This is a genomic window from Mesorhizobium sp. BR1-1-3 (assembly GCF_020165455.1).
GTDB lineage: Bacteria > Pseudomonadota > Alphaproteobacteria > Rhizobiales > Rhizobiaceae > Mesorhizobium > Mesorhizobium ciceri.
In genome coordinates this window covers 36,970-54,563 of the sequence record NZ_JAIUIC010000011.1, presented here as the reverse complement: position 1 = coordinate 54,563, position 17,594 = coordinate 36,970, and the positions used below count along the sequence as shown (strand labels likewise).

Here is a 17,594-nt window from a genome sequence, read left to right as displayed (position 1 = left end):
GGCAATGCGTGCAATCCGGGCCGAAAAAACCTATATTTCCCATTCGGGAACGTGAACCATGAACTCGAAAGTGCAAAGCCTGAAAGCCTTTCTCGCCAGCGCCGGTCGGGTTGCCCTGGTCGAAGTGGCCGGAACAAAAGGCTCGACGCCACGCGAGAAGGGCGCCTTCATGCTCGTCTCGCCGACGGCGATCTTTGGCACCATCGGCGGCGGTCAGCTCGAATATATGGCGATCGACAAGGCCAGGCAGATGTTGGGCAAAGAAGCCCGCATCGAGGTTGACGAAGTCTGCGCCACCCTAGACGTCCCGCTGGGTCCCGAGATCGGCCAATGCTGCGGCGGGCGCGTTGAAGTCTTGATCCGGCTCGTCGATGCTGCGCTTGCCGGCGACCTGGTTGCGGCCGCGGAAGCCGAGGAGGCGCACCTGCCGTACGTCTACATCTTCGGTGGCGGCCATGTCGGCCAGGCGCTGGCATCGGCGATCGCACTTCTTCCCGTGCACGGCATCGTCATCGAGACGCGGGCCGAAGCACTGGAAGGCATGCCCGAAACCATCGAGACACGGCTGACAGCTATGCCGGAAGCGATGGTGCGGAATGCCCCCGCCGGCGCAGCCTTCGCCATCCTGACCCACGATCATGCGCTGGATTTCCTGATCGTCGCGGAAGCGCTGAAACGCGGTGACACCGCCTATGTCGGCATGATCGGCTCGAAGACCAAGAAAGCGACGTTCAGGACTTGGTTCCTGAAATCGGCGGACGGCAGCCAGGCCGAGTTTGCCCGCCTCGTCTCGCCAATTGGCGGCGACACCGTCAAGGACAAGCGCCCTCAGGTCATCGCGGCGCTGGCTGCGGCCGAGATCATGACGGCGTTGGTCAATCACAACGCAGCCTTAAATGCCGACCATCAAATTCCGCATGGCAGGGTGATGGCAGGCTAAGCTGCGCCGCAGCTAAACCGGCCGTTTCAAACCCAGATGGTCGCGCAGCGTGCGGCCCTGGTATTCCGTCCGGAACAGGCCGCGCCGCTGCAACTCCGGCACGACGAGCGTGGCAAAGGCATCGAGTTCCCCGGGGAAATATGAGGGCATGACGTTGAAACCGTCGGCCGCCCCACCCTCGAACCGCGTCTGCAGTTCGTCGGCGACTTGGGCCGCTGTGCCGACGATGCGCCAATGGCCCCGCGCGCCGGCAAAATGCCGGGCGAGCTGGCGGATGGAGAGGCCGTCGCGGCGCGATTGCTCGATCACCAGCGCTTGCCTGCTCTTCATCCCCTCGCTCTCCGGCAGTTCCGGCAGTGGCCCATCGATCGGATAGCGCCACAGATCGGAGATGCTGAGATAGCTGGACAGCAGCGCCACGCCGACATCGTCGGGGATCAGCTCCTGCAATTCCTCGTATTTTTCACGGGCCTCCGCTTCGGTCTCCGCCACCACCGGTGCGACGCCCGGCATGATCTTGATGTCGTCCGGCTCGCGCCCGTAGGCCGGCAGACGTCCTTTGAGATCGTCATAGAAGGCCTTGGCTTCCTCGAAGGTCTGCGCCGCCGTGAACACCACATCGGCGGTGCGGGCGGCAAGGTCGCGGCCGACATCCGAGGCGCCGGCCTGAACCATCACCGGCGCGCCCTGCGGCGCGCGCGGCAGATCGAGCGGATCGCGAACCGAAAAGCTCTGGCCGTTATGGCCGGAAGCCTTGCCGTGCCACAGGCCGGTCACCACCTCGGCGAACTCGCGCGCCCGTTCGTAGCGGTCGGCATGGGGCTTGAGGCCCGTCGCGCCGAAATTGGCTGCTTCGATGGGGCTGGCCGAGGTGACCAGATTCCAGCCGGCCCGGCCGCCGCTCAGATGGTCGATCGACAGGAAGGTTCGTGCCAGCCCATAGGGCTCGTTGTAGCTTGTCGACGCTGTCGAGACGAGGCCGATGCGGCTGGTCTGGACGGCGAGCGCCGAGAGCAGGCTGATCGGCTCGAAACCGATCGAGCGCGACGTCTGGCTGGCAATGCCGATATTGGCTTCACGCAGGCCGGCGGCGTCCTCGCAGAACACCATGTCGAATTTTGCCGTCTCCGCCGTGCGCGCCAACGCGATGTAATGGTCAATGTCGATGCCTGCGGTGACGTGTGCCTTGGGATGGCGCCAGGCGGCGATGTGGTGGCCTGTCGCCCACAGGAAGGCGCCGAGCCTCATCTGGCGAGCGGTCATCGGTCACCTCCGCCGGCAAGCCCGAGATGCGAGCGCAACATCGTGCCGCGATAGTTCTCTCGAAACAAGCCACGCCGCCGCAGCGCCGGCAAGACCAGATCGACGAAATCGTCGAGCGCAGAAAGCTGTGCCGGCATCAGGATGTTGAACCCGTCGCAGCCTCTCGCCCGGAATTCCTTTTCCAGCCTCTCGGCGACGGCAGCCGGCTTACTATCGGCGATAAGCGCGACGTTCGTCAGCACTTTCACAGCATCCGGATCGCGTCCGCACGCCGTGACACGGCGCCTGATATCGTCATAGCGTTCGGTCGCGCCCTCCACCAGTCCGCCGTCCAGCAGGATGACATCGGCGGTGCTAGTGGCAATATCGAAGTCGGATTCCTGCAGGCCCGACAAGACGAGCACTGGCGTATCCTGCGGCGACCGGGCGACGTTCAGCGGTCCGCGCACGGAAAAGAATTCGCCCTTGTGCTCCAGCAGGTGCATCTTTTCGGGGTCGTGGAAGCGGCCGCCGCTCTGGTCGAACAGCAGGGCGTCCGCATCCCAGCCCTGCCACAGACCTTGCACGATGCCGATATATTCCTCACTGCGACGGCGGAAATCGTTAGGCGAAAATCCTTCGGGCCGGCTGAAATTGGCTGCTTCCCGTGGCGCTTGCGTCATGGTTGCGTTCCAGCCACTGCGGCCGTGGCTGATAACGTCGAGCGAAGCGAAACGGCGTGCCAGATTGTAGGGTTGGTGGGCAATTGTCGAGGCAGCGGCAACCAAGCCGATCCTGCTTGTGACAGTCGCCAGAGCGGCCAGCAAGGTCGTCGCTTCGAAGGGCATCCGTTTGTTCGCGGCTTCGCTTTCGGACGCTGGCGCGGCATCGGCAAGCAGCACCATGTCCAGCCCGGCTGCTTCAGCCTTTTGCACGAAACCAGCCAGGCGGCTGAATTCCAACCCAGTCTCGAGTGATGGATCGGCGAGCGAAACGGCAAGATGCATTGTGGCGCCGTTGTCCATCGAGGGTTCCCTATGAGATGAAATGCCACCCGAACTATGTTCGCCACATCCTGGGATGGCAACCGCCGGCGCTGGGCCAAACCGCCGCTCACCTACCGGCCAGTCCCTATTTGCCGGCCAGCCTTTATTTGCCAGCAAGCAGATCGTTGATCAGCCGCTGGCAGCGCTCGGCCATGAAGTCGAGCAGCAGCCGCACTTTTGGGTCCTGCAGCTTCTTGTGCGGATAGACGGCGGCGAACTGCACCGGTGTCGGTGGCGTGCTGGGCAGGATCACCTTCAGCCGCCGGTCGCGGATGAATGGCTCGACCTCGAAGCGCGGCTTGTTGATGATGCCGCGGCCTGAAAGCGCCCAGCCGGTGAGCACGTCGCCATCGTCGGTGTCGTAGGGCCCGTGTACCTCGAATTTCTGCGGGCCGGTGGGGGTCTGCAGCGTCCACACATATTCGCGCGCGCCCGAATAACGCAGCATCAGGCAGTCGTGCTTCTTGCCGATCAGTTCCTGCGGCTCAATCGGTTCGCCGCGCGCTTCGAGATATTTCGGCGCCGCCACCAGCACGCGCTCGCATTCCATGATGCCGCGCATCCTGAGGCTGGAATCCTCGATGATGCCGAGCCGGAAGGCGACGTCGATGCCTTCCTTCATGATGTCGACATTGTGGTCCGAGAGCCTGAGCCGCACCTCGATATCAGGGTATTTGTCGTGGAAATCGGGGATGCCCGAAGCGACCAGCCGGCGGCCGAGGCCGAGCGGTGCCGTGACGCGGATGGTGCCGCGCGGCTGGCCGGAAAGCGCCGAGACAGCCGCTTCCGCCTCGGTGATTGCCTCCAGCACCTGCTTGGCGCCCCCGTAAAAAACCGTGCCATGCTCGGTCGGCATCAATTGCCGTGTGGTGCGGTTGAACAGCCGCACGCCAAGGTGCTTCTCCAGTTCCTTGATGCGGTTGGAAGCGACCGCCGGCGAAATGCGCATGTCGCGCCCGGCCGCCGACAGATTGCCGAGTTCAACGACGCGAACGAAGACGGCGATATTGTCGAGATAGGCCATGCGGAGCACCTTCGCCGGTTTGCAGGGTCAACCTAGTATTTTCCATTTTTTTTTGAAAGTCCTCGTGCGCCTCGCCTCTTTCCGTTTGCGCTCCAGCCCGTAAAGTCACCCAATCGGCAGGGACGATTTCAATGATGGATTTCGCGATTTTCTGGGATTGGCTGAGTTTTGCCGTGCGCTGGCTGCATGTCGTCACCGGCATCGCCTGGATCGGCTCGTCGTTCTATTTCGTCGCGCTTGATCTCGGCCTGCGCCAGCGTCCCGGCATGCCCGTCGGCGCCTTCGGCGAGGAATGGCAGGTGCATGGCGGCGGCTTTTATCACATCCAGAAATATCTGGTGGCGCCGGCCGAAATGCCGGAACACCTGACCTGGTTCAAATGGGAATCCTACGCCACCTGGCTTTCCGGCTTCGCCATGCTGTGCGTCGTCTATTATGCCGGAGCCGATCTGTTCCTGATCGATCCGAACGTGCTGCCGATGTCGGTGCCGGTCGGTATCCTGCTGTCGCTGGCAACGATCGGCGTAGGCTGGGTGGTCTACGATCTGCTGTGCCGCTCGCCGCTCGGAAAAAGCGACACCGGCCTGATGCTGGTGCTCTATTGCGTGCTGGTGTTCATCGCCTGGGGACTGACCCACCTGTTCACCGGCCGTGCCGCCTTCCTGCATCTGGGCGCCATCACCGCCACGATCATGTCGGCCAATGTCTTCATGGTCATCATCCCCAACCAGAAGATCGTCGTCGCCGACCTCATCGCCGGCCGCAAGCCCGACCCGAAATACGGCAAGATCGCCAAGCAGCGCTCTCTCCATAACAATTACCTGACGCTGCCGGTGCTGTTCCTGATGCTGTCGAACCACTATCCGCTGGCGTTCGGCACTGAGTTCAACTGGGTCATCGCCTCGCTGGTGTTCATCATCGGCGTGCTGATCCGGCACTATTTCAACTCGGTCCATGCGCGCAAGGGCAATCCGACCTGGACCTGGATGGCGGCACTCGTCCTGTTCATCGTCATCATTTGGCTGTCGACCGCGCCGAAAGTGCTGACCGGCGAACCCAAGGAATCCGCGTCGGCGCAAGTCTATGTCGCTTCAGCGCATTTCCCGGCGGTGCGCGACACCGTGCTCGGCCGCTGTTCGATGTGCCACGCGGCGGAGCCGGTCTATGAGGGCATCTATCATGCGCCCAAGGGCGTGATGCTCGACACCGATGCGGATATCGCCAACCACGCCCGCGAAATCTATCTGCAGGCCGGCCGCAGCCACGCCATGCCGCCCGCCAACGTCTCTCAGATCACCGACAAGGAACGGGCGCTGCTGGTGGCCTGGTTCGAAGGCGCAGGGAAATAGCATGAATTCGACACTTCTGCGCGGCCGCACGCTGTCCTTTGTGCGCTGGCCGCAAACTATCGAAGACCATTCCGCCTGGCGCTACGAGGAGGATGGCGGACTGCTGATCCGTGACGGCAGGATCGTCGCCGCGGGTAGTTATGCCGATGTTGAAAAGCAAGCCTACGAAACGGTGAAAAGGATTGACCACCGGCCGCATCTGCTGCTGCCCGGCTTCATAGATGCCCATGCGCATTTTCCGCAGATGCAGATCATCGCCTCCTACGGCGCCGAACTGCTCGACTGGCTGAACACCTACACTTTTCCGGAAGAAACGAAGTTCGCCAACGCCCAGCACGGCCGCCGCATCGCGCGGCTGTTCCTCGACGAAATGGTGCGCCACGGCACCACGACGGTCGCCGCCTACTGCTCGGTGCACAAGGCCTCGGCCGAAGCCTTCTTCGCAGAATCGCATGACCGCAACATGCTCAACATCGCCGGCAAGGTGATGATGGATCGCAATGCGCCCGACGGCGTGCTCGACACCCCGCAATCCGGCTATGACGACACAAAGGCGCTGATCAAGGAATGGCACGGCAAGGGCCGCCAGCACTACGCCATCACGCCGCGCTTCGCCATCACCTCGTCGCCGGAGCAGATGGAGATGGCGGGCGTGTTGTGCCGCGAACATCCCGGCCTGCACATGCAGACGCATCTGTCGGAAAACCACGCCGAGATCGCTTTCACGCAGGAACTCTACCCGTGGGCGCGCGACTACACCGACGTCTACGAGCATTACGGGCTGTTAGGCAAAAAGAGCCTGTTCGGCCACTGCATCCATTTGTCGGAGCGCGAAGCGGACGCGCTTTCGGACTCGGGCTCGGTGGCGGTGTTCTGCCCGACCTCGAACCTTTTCCTCGGCTCCGGCCTCTTCGATTATCAGCGCTTTCGCCGACGCGACAAGCCGATCCGCATCGCCGCCGCCACCGATGTCGGCGGCGGCACCAACTACTCCATGCTGCGCACCATGGACGAAGGCTACAAGGTGATCGCGCTGAATGGCGAAAAGCTCAACCCGTTCCAGTCCTTCTGGCAGACGACGCGCGGCAATGCCGAGGCGCTGTCGATGGTGGAAAAGATAGGCACGCTGGACGCGGGCACCGACGCCGACATCGTCGTGCTGGACGCCAGGGCAACGCCGGGAATGCGACTCAGGATGGAGACGGTCGAGACGCTGGCGCAGGAACTCTTTCTCCTGCAGACGCTGGGCGACGACCGCTCCGTCCGCGAAGTTTATGTGGCGGGGCGGCCAGCCAAGGCTGACATGAGCGCGGGGTAAGACCCCCTCACCCGGATTGCCAACCGAATTGCGAAAGCAATTCGGGGCAATCCGGCCTCTCCCCGAGGGGAGAGGAGGAAGCCGAGGCCCGTGCTCGTCTCTTCTCCCCTCGGGAGAAGGTGGCCACGCCACGGAAGCTTGACCGAGCGGAGCTTGTCGTACACACGACGTGTGACGATTTCGGAGAAAGAAAATGGCCGTTGCTGACGACATCGCTCTGATCAAGAGACAGGAAGAGACCCTTGTCTTCGCGACCTTCGACGAGGCCGTCGCTTTCAAAATCGGCTCCGCCATTCGCGATCGTGCAATCGCCGAAGATCTACCCATCATAGTCGACATCAGGCTGTGGGACCGGCCGCTGTTCTACGCCGCGCTGCCGGGCTCGAACGCTTCCAATCCCGACTGGGCGCGGCGCAAGATCAATGTGGTCAAACGGTTCCTGAGAAGCACCTATCGCATGGTGTTGGAACAGCAGCGCCCCGACCGCACCTTCAAGATTGGTGAAGGGCTGGATATTGCCGACTACGTGCTGGCCGGCGGTGGCTTTCCGGTGACCGCCAAGGGCACCGGCGTCATTGGCGTCATCGCCGTTTCCGGACTGCCGGAGCGCGAGGATCACGGCGTCGTCGTCGATGCGCTGTGCGATCATTTGGGCGTCGACAAGCGCGGCTTGGCATTGCCTCGGGAAGGCGAATGACCGTGCTCGACCCCAAATTGTTCCTCGTCTCCATCTTCAACGCCGCCGTCGCCGCCGCCGATCCGGAACGAACCATCAGGGATCATCTGCCGGCCAAGCCCAAGGGCCGTACCATCGTCATCGGCGCGGGCAAAGGCTCGGCGCAAATGGCGGCAGCCTTCGAGAAAGTGTGGGACGCCCCCATCGAAGGGCTGGTCGTCACCCGCTATGGCTATGGCGCGACCTGCGAGCGCATCGAGATCATCGAGGCGGCGCACCCGGTGCCGGACGCTGCCGGCCTTGAAGCCTCGCGCCGGCTGCTGGCGAAGGTGCAAGGGCTGACGGCGGACGATCTGGTGGTGGCGCTGATTTCCGGCGGCGGCTCGGCGCTGTTGCCGTCGCCGGCCGGCAGCTTGACGCTGGCCGACGAGATCGCCGTCAATGAGGCGCTGCTCGCCTCGGGTGCGCCGATCGCGGCGATGAACACTATCCGCAAGCACCTTTCCACCATCAAGGGCGGCAGGCTGGCGGCGGCCGCATGGCCGGCCAGGGTGGTGTCGCTGATCGTCTCCGATATTCCCGGCGATAATCCGGCAATGGTCGCCTCCGGCCCAACCGTACCGGATACAGGCAGCCGCGCCGACGCGCTGGCCTCGATATCGGCCTATGGCATGAAACTGCCGGCCTCGGTGATGGCGCATATCAATTCGCCGGCCGCCGATGCGCCAAGCCCGGATGACGAGCGCTTTTTGCGCAACGAGGTGCATCTGATCGCTTCGGCCGGGGTATCGCTGGAAGCCGCCGCTACGGAAGCGAAACGGCAAGGCGTCGAGGCGGTTATCCTCTCCGATGCCATCGAAGGCGAGGCGCGCGAGGTTGGCGGTGTCCACGCCGCGATCGCGCGTGAAGTGGCGACGCGCAACAGGCCTTTCTCGAAGCCGGTGCTGATCCTGTCGGGCGGCGAGACAACCGTGACGCTGCGCGCAAAAGGCAAGGGCGGCCGCAATTCGGAATTCCTGCTCGCCTTCGCCATCGGCATCAATGGCGTCGACGGTATCAATGCGCTGGCCGCCGACACTGACGGCATCGACGGTTCGGAAGACAATGCCGGTGCCTTTGCCGATGCTTCGACCGTGTCGCGCATGCGCGCTGCCGGGGTGGACGCCAAGGCTATGCTTGCCGGCAACAATGCCTGGACGGCCTTCAACGCGGTTGACGATCTCTTCGTACCCGGCCCGACCGGTACGAATGTCAACGATCTCAGGGCAATTCTGATCAGATAGCCGCAGCAATTCCAGGAAAACCGTGAAGCGGTTTTCCGTCCGGAATCGCGCAAAACAGACAATCAGGCGGCCATCAGCCGCTTCACCAGCTTCATGTCTTGCAGGAACCGTTCGCGTTCAGCCTCCTTGTCCGCGGGTTCGCGGATGCGCAGGATGAAGGAGGGATGGATGGTGATGAACACGCGCAATCCGTCCTCGCGCTCGATCACTTGTCCGCGCATCTTTGTCACCGGAATCGCCTTGCCGAGCAGCGACATCGCCGCTGTCGCGCCGAGTGCCACGGCGAGGTTCGGCTTGATCAGCTCGAATTCTTGGTCGATCCACCAGCGGCAGGCCTGAATCTCACCGGAACTCGGTTTGGAGTGGATGCGGCGCTTGCCGCGCGGCTCGAACTTGAAGTGCTTGACCGCGTTGGTGACATAGACCTTTTGCCGGTCGACACCGGCATCGTCCAGGATCGCATCGAACACCTTGCCGGCCGGACCCACGAAAGGTTTGCCGGCGAGGTCCTCCTGATCCCCCGGCTGTTCGCCGACGAAGATCACCTTGGCATTGTCAGGGCCTTCACCGAAGACGGTCTGCGTCGCGTCGCGCCACAGCGGGCAGCGGCGGCAGCCTTTCGCTGCCTCGCGCAATTCCGGAATCGTGCTTGCATCATCTTCCGGTGCTTCGACGGGCTGCTTCGGCCAATGCCGTGCCTGCACCTTTGCGTGGTGCGGCGCGGGTGTTGTCGGCATCTTCGCAATCATGTCCTTGGCGGCCTTGTCCGCTCCTGCGATCATGTCTGGAATGAGCGAGGCCTCGGGAAGGTTCCGCCAATATTTCTTCGGCATCTCCTTCTGCATGGTTTTCACCTTCAATCGTGCCGGGTTGAAGATGTTCTCGAAATAGGTGCGCCAGAGCGCCTCGGTATCGTCCTGATCAGGCGCATCGCCCTTGGCCGCGCCCGGCCCGATCGCCAGCCTTTCGCCATCCCAGTCGGCAGAGGCATAAGGGGTCAGGATCGTCCAGCGTATGCCGGTGAAACGTCTGACGAAGAAATCGGCGTTGCGCTCGACGATGAAATGATCCGGCTCGAACCAGGCGACATAGCGCTCATCGGCACCGTCGCCGATTTTCCGGAAACGTACGAAGGCGTGCATCTTGTGGCTGTCGCGCCGCACCGCCTTTTCCATGGCCTCGAGCCGCCTGGTGTCGGAATCCGACGCGATTTCCAGCAGTTTAGGCTCGTCGCGCAATCGCCACAGCATTCGGTAGAGAAAGGCAAACCGGCCGGGATCGGAATGGCAGAACGCCGTTTCGGCATGCCCGAGGAAGTCGCGCGGCACGACGAGTTGCGCGCCCGCAGGCACTTCAGGCAATTGTGCCTGATCAGAGCCCGGCGCGACATGCCAGTCGACGTCCTCGGGCCTGACCTCATTCAAGGCCAGCCGCCGTGCCGCGTCACGCCAGCCCGCAAAATCCGTCTCGCTGTCGAGCCGAATTCTGTATCTGGCGAGATCGAGTTCCGCCGGCCGCATGATCAGAACAACGACAACTGTTCGCAGGAGGGGGCAATCTTTTCGCGCAGGCCGGCCTTGTCGGTCAGCGCACCAGGCGACCAGCCTTCGGCGATGATGAACGGCCTGAGCTTGGCGATCGACTGGCAGATCTGTCCGACGTCCTCGAGCCGCATGCGCCGGTGCCGGCGCGTCTCCAAAATCTTCGCCACCACCTTGGTGCCGAGACCCGGCACCCGCAGCAGCGCTTCGCGGTCGGCGCGATTGATGTCGACGGGAAACTGCCCCCGGTTGCGAAGTGCCCAGCCCAGCTTCGGGTCGATGGCGAGATCGAGCATGCCGTCGCTGCTGCCGGCGAGGATTTCCGGTTGCGAAAAGCCGTAAAACCGCATCAGCCAGTCGGCCTGATAAAGCCGGTGCTCACGCATCAGCGGCGGCTTCTGCAGGGGCAGCGACGACGACGAATCCGGAATCGGACTGAAGGCCGAGTAATAGACCCGCCGCAGATGGTAGCTGCCATAGAGCCGGGCGCTCGTGTGCAATATGCCGTCGTCGGATGTCTTGTCGGCGCCGATGATCATCTGCGTCGACTGGCCGCCCGGCGCAAAGCGTTCGCGCTTTTTGGTCTTCAAAGTCGGCTCGGCCTTCTCCTCCATCTTCTGGCGCAGCCTGGCCATGGAAAGCCGGATTGTCTCCGGCTTCTTCTCGGGCGCCAGCCGCTTCACACCCTCGTCGGTCGGCAGTTCGACATTGATCGACAGCCGGTCGGCATAGAGACCGGCCTGCTCGACCAGTTCGGCCGAGCTTTCCGGGATGGTTTTCAGGTGGATATAGCCGGAGAATTTCTCCTCCAGGCGCAGCCGGCGCGCCACCTCGACCATCTCGCCCATGGTCTCGTCCGGCGAGCGAACGACACCCGAGGACAGGAACAGGCCTTCTATGTAGTTGCGCCGGTAGAAATCCATGGTCAGCTTCACCACCTCGTCGATGCCAAAGCGGGCTCGCCGCACGTTGGAAGACGAACGGTTGATGCAGTAGCTGCAATCATAGATGCAGAAATTGGTCAGCAGGATTTTCAGCAGCGAAATGCAGCGGCCGTCCGGCGCGTAGGAATGGCAGATGCCCATGCCCTCGGTGGAGCCGATGCCGCCTGATTCCAGCGAGTCCTTTTTCGCCGCACCCGATGAGGCGCAGGACGCATCGTATTTGGCGGCATCGGAGAGGACAGCCAGTTTTTCACGGACGGTGAGTGCGCTCATCCGTTCATGATATGTTCTTATCCGCCCTTATGCCACCTCATTTGATGGAAACGGCGAAAAAGTGATCGCCCGCCCGGCCCTCAGACTTCGTGCAGATAGAGGTGGTAATCCAGTTCGCTGACCGTGCGTGCCACGCGCAGGTATTCGGACTGTTTGATCGCCACGAAGGTCCGGTGCAGGTCCTCGCCGAGCGCGTTCTTCAGGAAGCTGGACGCCCGGGCCGATTCGATCGCGGCGCGCCAGTCGACAGGCATGGTTGTGCGCCTGACCGCTGCCTCATAGCCGTTGCCGGTCGTTTCGGGCCCCGGATCGAGCCCTTCATCCATGCCCTTGATGATGCCGGCGAGCACGGTTGCGGCGATCAGATAGGGGTTGGCGTCGACGCCCGACGGCCGGTGCTCGATGCGCCGGTTCTTGGCGTCGCCGGCCGGCACACGCAGCGCCACCGATCGGTTGTTGACGCCCCATGTCGGCGCCACCGGCGCATAGGATTGCGAGACGAAGCGCCGCCAGGAATTAGCGTGCGGCGCAAACACCAGCATCGATTCCGCCATGGTCTGGATCAGGCCGCCGAGCCCTTGCAGCAGCGGCAGTGACCAGCTCTCGCCGCCGGCTTCGGCAAAGACGTTTCGGCCGGCTCTGTCCTGCAGCGAAACATGGAAATGCATGCCCGAGCCGGCGTATTTCTCGATCGGCTTGGCCATGAAGCAGGCGGTGACGCCGTGGCGGCGCGCCTGCGCCCGCACCAGCCGCTTCAGCATGACCAGGTCGTCGGCCGCCCGCATCACATCCTTGCGGTAGTTCAGCGTCAATTCGTACTGGCCGGGCGCATATTCGGAAATGACCGTCTCGGCCGGAATGCCTTGCGCCTTGGCTGCGGCATAGATGTCGGAGAACAGCGGCTCCATGCCGTGCAGATGATCGACGGAATAGACTTCCGTCTTGCCCGAGACGCGGCCGTCGAGCACGGCGCGCGCCGGCTGCACCTTGCCGTCGGCGTCGCGCTCATTGGCCAGCAGGAAGAATTCAAGTTCGAAGGCTCCGGCCGGATAGAGGCCCTTGGCCGCCAGGATGTCGACTTGCCGAGCCAACGCCAGCCGCGGATCCGACGACATCGGCCGGCCGTCGAGCATGTACATCGCCATCAGCAGCTGGCCACGCGGCGGGCTCGTGCCGTAGAGCGGCACCAGCGTACCGGGTATCGGCCATGCCCTGAGATCGCCGTCGCCGGTCGTCCAGATCAACCCGGTCTCGTGCACATCCTCGCCGGTGATGTCGAGGCCCAGGATCGAGATCGGCATATGGCGGCCGCCCTCGAAGATGCTCTTCAGCTCATGCCGGCGCACGATCTTGCCGCGGCCGACGCCATTGGCGTCGGTCAGCACGATATCGAAGGCTTCGATCTCGGGATGGGCGTCGAGAAAGGCTTGCGCCTCGGCGGATGTCGAGCCCGAAGGTGAGGTCATTATGGCATTGGGATGGTCCATCGCCGCTTGTCTCATGCCCCAAGCTTTGCCGCAACCGCGCCGAAGGCGGTGATCAGCCGGTTGACCTGGGTCGCAGTGGTCGCCGGCGAGATCAGCATCATGTTGTGGAAGGGTGCGATCAGCACGCCGCGATTGACCAGCGCGACATGGATGGCGGCCTCCAGTTCCGGCGCATGCGCCACTTCCGCCTCGGCGCCATTGCGCAGCGGACCGGGCGCGCAGATGAACTCGACGCGGGCGCCGACACGGGAAACATGCCAGGGCAGGCGATAGCGATCGATCACGCCGGTCAACCCGGCATCGAGCCGCCGCGCCAGGTGATCCATGCGGTCATAATTTTCCGGCGTCATCACCTCTTCAAGCGCGGCGCGCATCGCTGCGAACTGCAGCGGGTTGGCCGAGAGCGTCGTGCCCATGCCGGAATAGCCCGGCTCCTTGGTCCTGTTGTAGTCCGCGTAGCGCGAGGCGACGTCGTCGCTCATGCCCCAGACACTGGCCGGCACGCCGCCGGCGATCGGCTTGCCCAGGACGAAGAAGTCCGGGTCGAGACCATATTTCCTCGTGTAGCCGCCGGGGCCGGTCGAGATCGTGTGCGTCTCGTCGATCAGAAGCAGTGTGCCGGCTTGGCGTGTCAGTTTGCGCAGGGCGTCATGGTAGCCCGGATCGGCAAGCACCATGCAGGAGTTGGTCAGCACCGGTTCGGCGATGACGCAGGCGACGTCCTTATCCCCAAGCGCGGCTTCGAGTGCTGAGATATCGTTGAACTCGATGACCTTGGCCGTACGGGTCAGGTCGCGGAATTCCCCCGCCAATCCCGGCCGGTTGACGGGCTTGCCGTCGATCAGCCGCACCATCGTCTCGTCGACCGAGCCATGGTAGCAGCCGTTGAAGACAAGGATCTTCTCCCGGCCGGTGACGGCTCGGGCGACGCGCAGCGCAAAGCGGTTGGCATCGGTCGCCGTCGTCGCGATCTGCCAGAACGGCAGGCCGAAGCGCTGCTGCAGCAGCGGCCCGATGGCCAGCGCATCTTCCGAAGGCAGCATATAGGTCAGGCCACGTCCGGCCTGGCGGCGGATGGCGCGCGCCACCGGCGGCGGCGAATGGCCGAACATCGAGCCGGTGTCGCCAAGGCAGAAATCGTCGAGCTTGTTTCCGTCGATGTCGGTGATCGTGGCGCCCTTGGCGCTGTCGACCAGGATCGGGAACGGCGTCGGCCAGTCGTTCATCCAGTGCATCGGCACGCCGCCGAAGAAGCCGGGCAGGCCGTTGCCGACCTTCGCCTGAGATTGCGGCCGCGCCTTGCGGAAGGCTGCCCCCTCGGTCTCGCGCAGATCGGCAATGCGGTCGCGGCCGATGCCGCCGATGGACGTCTTGGACATATCGCTGTGCATGAAAACCCCTCTGGTCGATTCCTCTTAGCCAATCCGTGTCTGCATCCGCAATTGGCCGCGCATCTGTCCTGCGTTGGCTCAGCCTTTGGCGGCGGCGCTTGACCGTGCTGCCGAAGTCGGCGCCAATATGAGCGGGAATTGAGGGGGGAGGGGTAATGAGGACGGTCATCTGTGTGGCGATGCTCCTGTCGTCGGCGAGCGCGGCCTTCGCCTCGGGCGGCATCTGGTGCTCCACCGACGACGCGGCGGCGACATTCGAGGTCGAGGCCGGCGTCACCAGAGGCATGGGCGGGCCGACCTTCAATTTTCGCGGCAACCTCGAAATTCTGAGCCGGCCTGCCAGCGACAGCCTGCGCAAGACCGTGTTTGAGGATTCCAACCTGACGCAGTACTGGCTCGACGGCAAGGAATTGCGGCTGAACATCTATCGTGAGCACGAGGCCGCGCAAAAGATCAACTCGGTCGAACTGACGATCCTGACCAGGACCAGCGACGAAGGCGTCTACGACGGGAGCTATACGCTCTCCATCTACGACGCCGCGGCGGATACGGACCAGGACGGCAAACCGGTCGAAATCAGCGGCAAAGTGTCGTGCGGAGCGGAGTGAGCGGGGTCAGGCCGTGATGTCGATGACGCCGCAGTCGCCTGCCGCGCTGCCGAAGGCGACGCGGCGTTCTTCCTTGTCCCACATCATCGAGGTGATGGCACCCTTGCCCGGCCGCCGCAACAGCACTTCCTTGGCGTCGGCAAAACGCACCGCCATCACCATGCCGTCATCATAGCCGACGGCGACGACATCCTGGCTCGGGTGACAGGCGACCGCCGTCACCATGGCGTTGCCGCGCGTGCCGAGTTCCAGCGGTGCCTTGCCCATCGGCCCGTCCTTGCCGGAAAACGGCCAGACGATCGCCGCCGGCGCGCCGGAACTCGCCAGCCACTTGCCCTTCACGCTCCACGACAGGCTTTTGACCTTGCCGGGATAGCCGGTCATGCGCATGTGCTTGCCGTCGGCGAGCTTCCAGCCGTGCAATGCGTTTTCTTGCATGGTGGTGACGAGGAAGGCGCCATCCGGCGAGAAGGTGATGCCGGTATGGGCGCCGGCCCATTCGAGTTCCACCGGCTTGCCCTCGGCGGCCGGGAAATGCAGCGTCGCGCCATTGTAGCGGGCGACGCCGAAGCGCATGCCCTTGGGCGAGAAGGCCAGCCCCTCCACCGAACGCGGATGGACGAATTCCCTGGTCTTGCCGTCGGCGAAGCGCACGAAGGCAGTCTTGCCCGAGGCATAGGCGATGGCGCCTTGCGGCCCGGCGGCAACGCTGGTGATCCACTTCCTGGCCGCGCTTGCCAATTCCGTGGCCTCGCCGCCCGTTTTCACGGCAAACACCTTGCCGTCCTCGCCGCCGGTGATCAGCCGGTCATTGGCCGCATCATGGAAGGCGGCGAGCAGCCCGTCATTGGCCTGAACCGTCTTGTGGCCATGGTCGAGCCGATGGATGGCGCCGTCGGCCATCGCGAAATGCGGCACGTCGCCGAGAAAGACGGCGGCGATGCAATGGCCTTCGAGGTCTAGGGGGGCGACTGTGGGCATCAGGGAACCATTCCAATGAAGTTTGTTGCCATCCCCGGGAAGTCGCCAGCGCGGCCAGGTGTGGCGCCAACCTTCTCCCCTTGTGGGAGAAGGTGGATCGGCGCGCAGCGCCGAGACGGTTGAGGGGTGTTGGACGGATCGCCGTCGGTGCTCAGCTGGAGCACCCCTCATCCGACCGAGCTTCGCACGGCCACCTTCTCCCACAAGGGGAGAAGGACAGAAGGGGCAGCGCTAGCGTTATAAGGCTTGGAAATCAAGCCGCCTGGCAGGCGTCAAAACTCTTCTTCAGCCGCTCGGCGTCGAGTTCCCTGCCGATGAACACCAGCCGGCTCTCGTGCTTTTCGCCGACTTTCCAGGCGCGCTGGTGGTCGCCTTCGATGATCATGTGCACGCCCTGGATGACATAGCGCTCGTCGTCGCCCTTGAGCGCGATGATGCCTTTCAGCCGCAGGATGTTGGGGCCTTCCATCTGGGTGATCTTCTCGATCCAGGGGAAGAATTTCTTCGGGTCCATCTCGCCGCCGCGCAGCGACACCGATTGCACCGTCACGTCATGAATGTCGGAAGCATGCGCATGATGGTGGTGCCCGTCATGATCATGGTGGTGGTGGTCGTGGTCATGGTCATGATGATCGTGATCGTCATGCGCCTCGAGGAAGTGCGGATCGTTTTCCAGTGCCCGGGACAGATCGAAAGCGCCGCGGTCGAGTACTTCGGTCAGGTCGACGCCGGCGCGGGTGGTACGATGGATCTTTGCCGCCGGATTGATGGCGCGGATCGTTGCCTCGACCTTGGCGAGTTCTTCTGACGTGACGAGGTCGGTCTTGTTGAGCACGACGACGTCGGCGAAGGCGATCTGGTCCTCGGCTTCCCTGGAATCCTTGAGCCGCAACGGCAGGTGCTTGGCGTCGACCAGCGCCACCACCGCGTCAAGCCTGGTCTTGGAGCGCACATCGTCGTCCATGAAGAAGGTCTGCGCCACCGGCACCGGATCGGCGAGCCCGGTGGTCTCGACGACGATGGCGTCGAAGCGGCCGGGGCGGCGCATCAGGCCCTCGACGACACGGATCAGGTCGCCGCGCACCGTGCAGCAGATGCAGCCATTGTTCATCTCGTAGATTTCCTCGTCGGATTCCACGATCAGATCGTTGTCGATGCCGATTTCACCGAACTCGTTGACGATGACGGCGTAGCGCTTGCCGTGGTTTTCCGACAGGATGCGGTTGAGCAGCGTCGTCTTGCCGGCGCCGAGATAGCCGGTGAGAACGGTTACGGGGATTTGCGTCTGTGCGTCGCTCATGGCTTGCCTCGAAAGTGCTGGGCCGCGAAAGATCCGGCCCTCAAAAGGGATTGTCGGTTCCATATAGGATGTGTGCCGGGCTTTTGCACGGGGCAAACCGATGGGCCAAACCGGCTTGCTACAATACCGGATTTTGACTGGCGAAAGCCGCTGTGATTGCCTAGCTCGGGATGCGGAAGGTCAATTTGAGA

Annotated in this window: 15 protein-coding genes; 6 read left to right on the top strand and 9 right to left on the bottom strand. The window is 63.4% G+C overall.

Features of this window, described 5'->3' with window-relative positions:
• Positions 1-58 precede the first annotated feature (58 nt).
• Positions 59-940, top strand: coding sequence for a xanthine dehydrogenase accessory protein XdhC (gene xdhC / locus LB559_RS22975; RefSeq protein WP_224675054.1), 882 nt, complete (start codon positions 59-61; stop codon positions 938-940).
• 12 nt (positions 941-952) lie between these two features.
• Here xdhC and LB559_RS22970 read toward each other — a convergent pair whose 3' ends face one another.
• The 3 genes from LB559_RS22970 to LB559_RS22960 form a co-directional block, all read right to left on the bottom strand.
• Positions 953-2,203, bottom strand: coding sequence for an LLM class flavin-dependent oxidoreductase (locus LB559_RS22970; RefSeq protein WP_224675053.1), 1,251 nt, complete (start codon positions 2,201-2,203; stop codon positions 953-955).
• A complete protein-coding gene (locus tag LB559_RS22965) occupies positions 2,200-3,207 on the bottom strand; it encodes an LLM class flavin-dependent oxidoreductase (protein ID WP_224675052.1) in 1,008 nt (335 codons plus the stop codon). Before LB559_RS22965 ends, LB559_RS22970 begins: the two co-directional genes overlap by 4 nt.
• Before the next feature lie 124 nt (positions 3,208-3,331).
• The gene (locus tag LB559_RS22960) at positions 3,332-4,252 is read right to left on the bottom strand and encodes a LysR family transcriptional regulator (protein WP_024501932.1); all 921 of its coding nucleotides are present in this window, start codon (positions 4,250-4,252) and stop codon (positions 3,332-3,334) included.
• 131 nt (positions 4,253-4,383) lie between these two features.
• Here LB559_RS22960 and LB559_RS22955 point away from each other — a divergent pair, with 131 nt between their 5' ends.
• From LB559_RS22955 to LB559_RS22940, 4 genes are all read left to right on the top strand, one after another.
• Positions 4,384-5,601, top strand: a complete 1,218-nt coding sequence (locus tag LB559_RS22955) for a urate hydroxylase PuuD (protein ID WP_024501931.1) — start codon at positions 4,384-4,386, stop codon at positions 5,599-5,601.
• A 1-nt stretch (position 5,602) separates the two neighbouring features.
• A complete protein-coding gene (gene guaD, locus LB559_RS22950) occupies positions 5,603-6,919 on the top strand; it encodes a guanine deaminase (RefSeq protein WP_224675051.1) in 1,317 nt (438 codons plus the stop codon).
• Between the two features lie 193 nt (positions 6,920-7,112).
• On the top strand, positions 7,113-7,616 hold the full coding sequence (locus tag LB559_RS22945; RefSeq protein WP_013528233.1) for a heme-degrading domain-containing protein: 504 nt from the start codon (positions 7,113-7,115) through the stop codon (positions 7,614-7,616).
• Positions 7,613-8,878, top strand: coding sequence for a glycerate kinase (locus LB559_RS22940; RefSeq protein ID WP_224675050.1), 1,266 nt, complete (start codon positions 7,613-7,615; stop codon positions 8,876-8,878). The genes LB559_RS22945 and LB559_RS22940 overlap by 4 nt, the downstream gene beginning before the upstream one ends.
• A gap of 62 nt (positions 8,879-8,940) precedes the next feature.
• On the opposite strand, the gene LB559_RS22935 is transcribed toward LB559_RS22940, so the two are convergent.
• From LB559_RS22935 to LB559_RS22920, 4 genes are all read right to left on the bottom strand, one after another.
• Positions 8,941-10,398, bottom strand: a complete 1,458-nt coding sequence (locus LB559_RS22935; protein ID WP_224675049.1) for a UdgX family uracil-DNA binding protein — start codon at positions 10,396-10,398, stop codon at positions 8,941-8,943.
• 2 nt (positions 10,399-10,400) lie between these two features.
• Positions 10,401-11,636, bottom strand: a complete 1,236-nt coding sequence (locus LB559_RS22930; RefSeq protein ID WP_224675048.1) for a putative DNA modification/repair radical SAM protein — start codon at positions 11,634-11,636, stop codon at positions 10,401-10,403.
• Positions 11,637-11,716: 80 nt separating this feature from the next.
• Positions 11,717-13,102: a glutamine synthetase family protein gene (locus LB559_RS22925; protein ID WP_411970112.1), complete on the bottom strand. Its 1,386-nt coding sequence runs from the start codon at positions 13,100-13,102 to the stop codon at positions 11,717-11,719.
• A gap of 32 nt (positions 13,103-13,134) precedes the next feature.
• Positions 13,135-14,514, bottom strand: coding sequence for an aspartate aminotransferase family protein (locus LB559_RS22920; RefSeq protein WP_224675047.1), 1,380 nt, complete (start codon positions 14,512-14,514; stop codon positions 13,135-13,137).
• Positions 14,515-14,669: 155 nt separating this feature from the next.
• On the opposite strand from LB559_RS22920, the gene LB559_RS22915 reads away from it, so the two are divergent.
• Positions 14,670-15,122 carry a hypothetical protein gene (locus LB559_RS22915; RefSeq protein WP_224675046.1) on the top strand — a complete coding sequence of 151 codons (453 nt, stop codon included), beginning with the start codon at positions 14,670-14,672 and terminating at the stop codon, positions 15,120-15,122.
• A 6-nt stretch (positions 15,123-15,128) separates the two neighbouring features.
• Here the strand turns inward: LB559_RS22915 and LB559_RS22910 are convergent, their stop codons facing one another.
• Both LB559_RS22910 and LB559_RS22905 read right to left on the bottom strand, forming a co-directional pair.
• Positions 15,129-16,103 (bottom strand): WD40 repeat domain-containing protein, encoded by a 975-nt coding sequence (locus LB559_RS22910; RefSeq protein ID WP_027163812.1) that lies wholly within the window; start codon positions 16,101-16,103, stop codon positions 15,129-15,131.
• Positions 16,104-16,356: 253 nt separating this feature from the next.
• Positions 16,357-17,403, bottom strand: coding sequence for a CobW family GTP-binding protein (locus LB559_RS22905; protein WP_064992900.1), 1,047 nt, complete (start codon positions 17,401-17,403; stop codon positions 16,357-16,359).
• Positions 17,404-17,594: the final 191 nt, after the last annotated feature.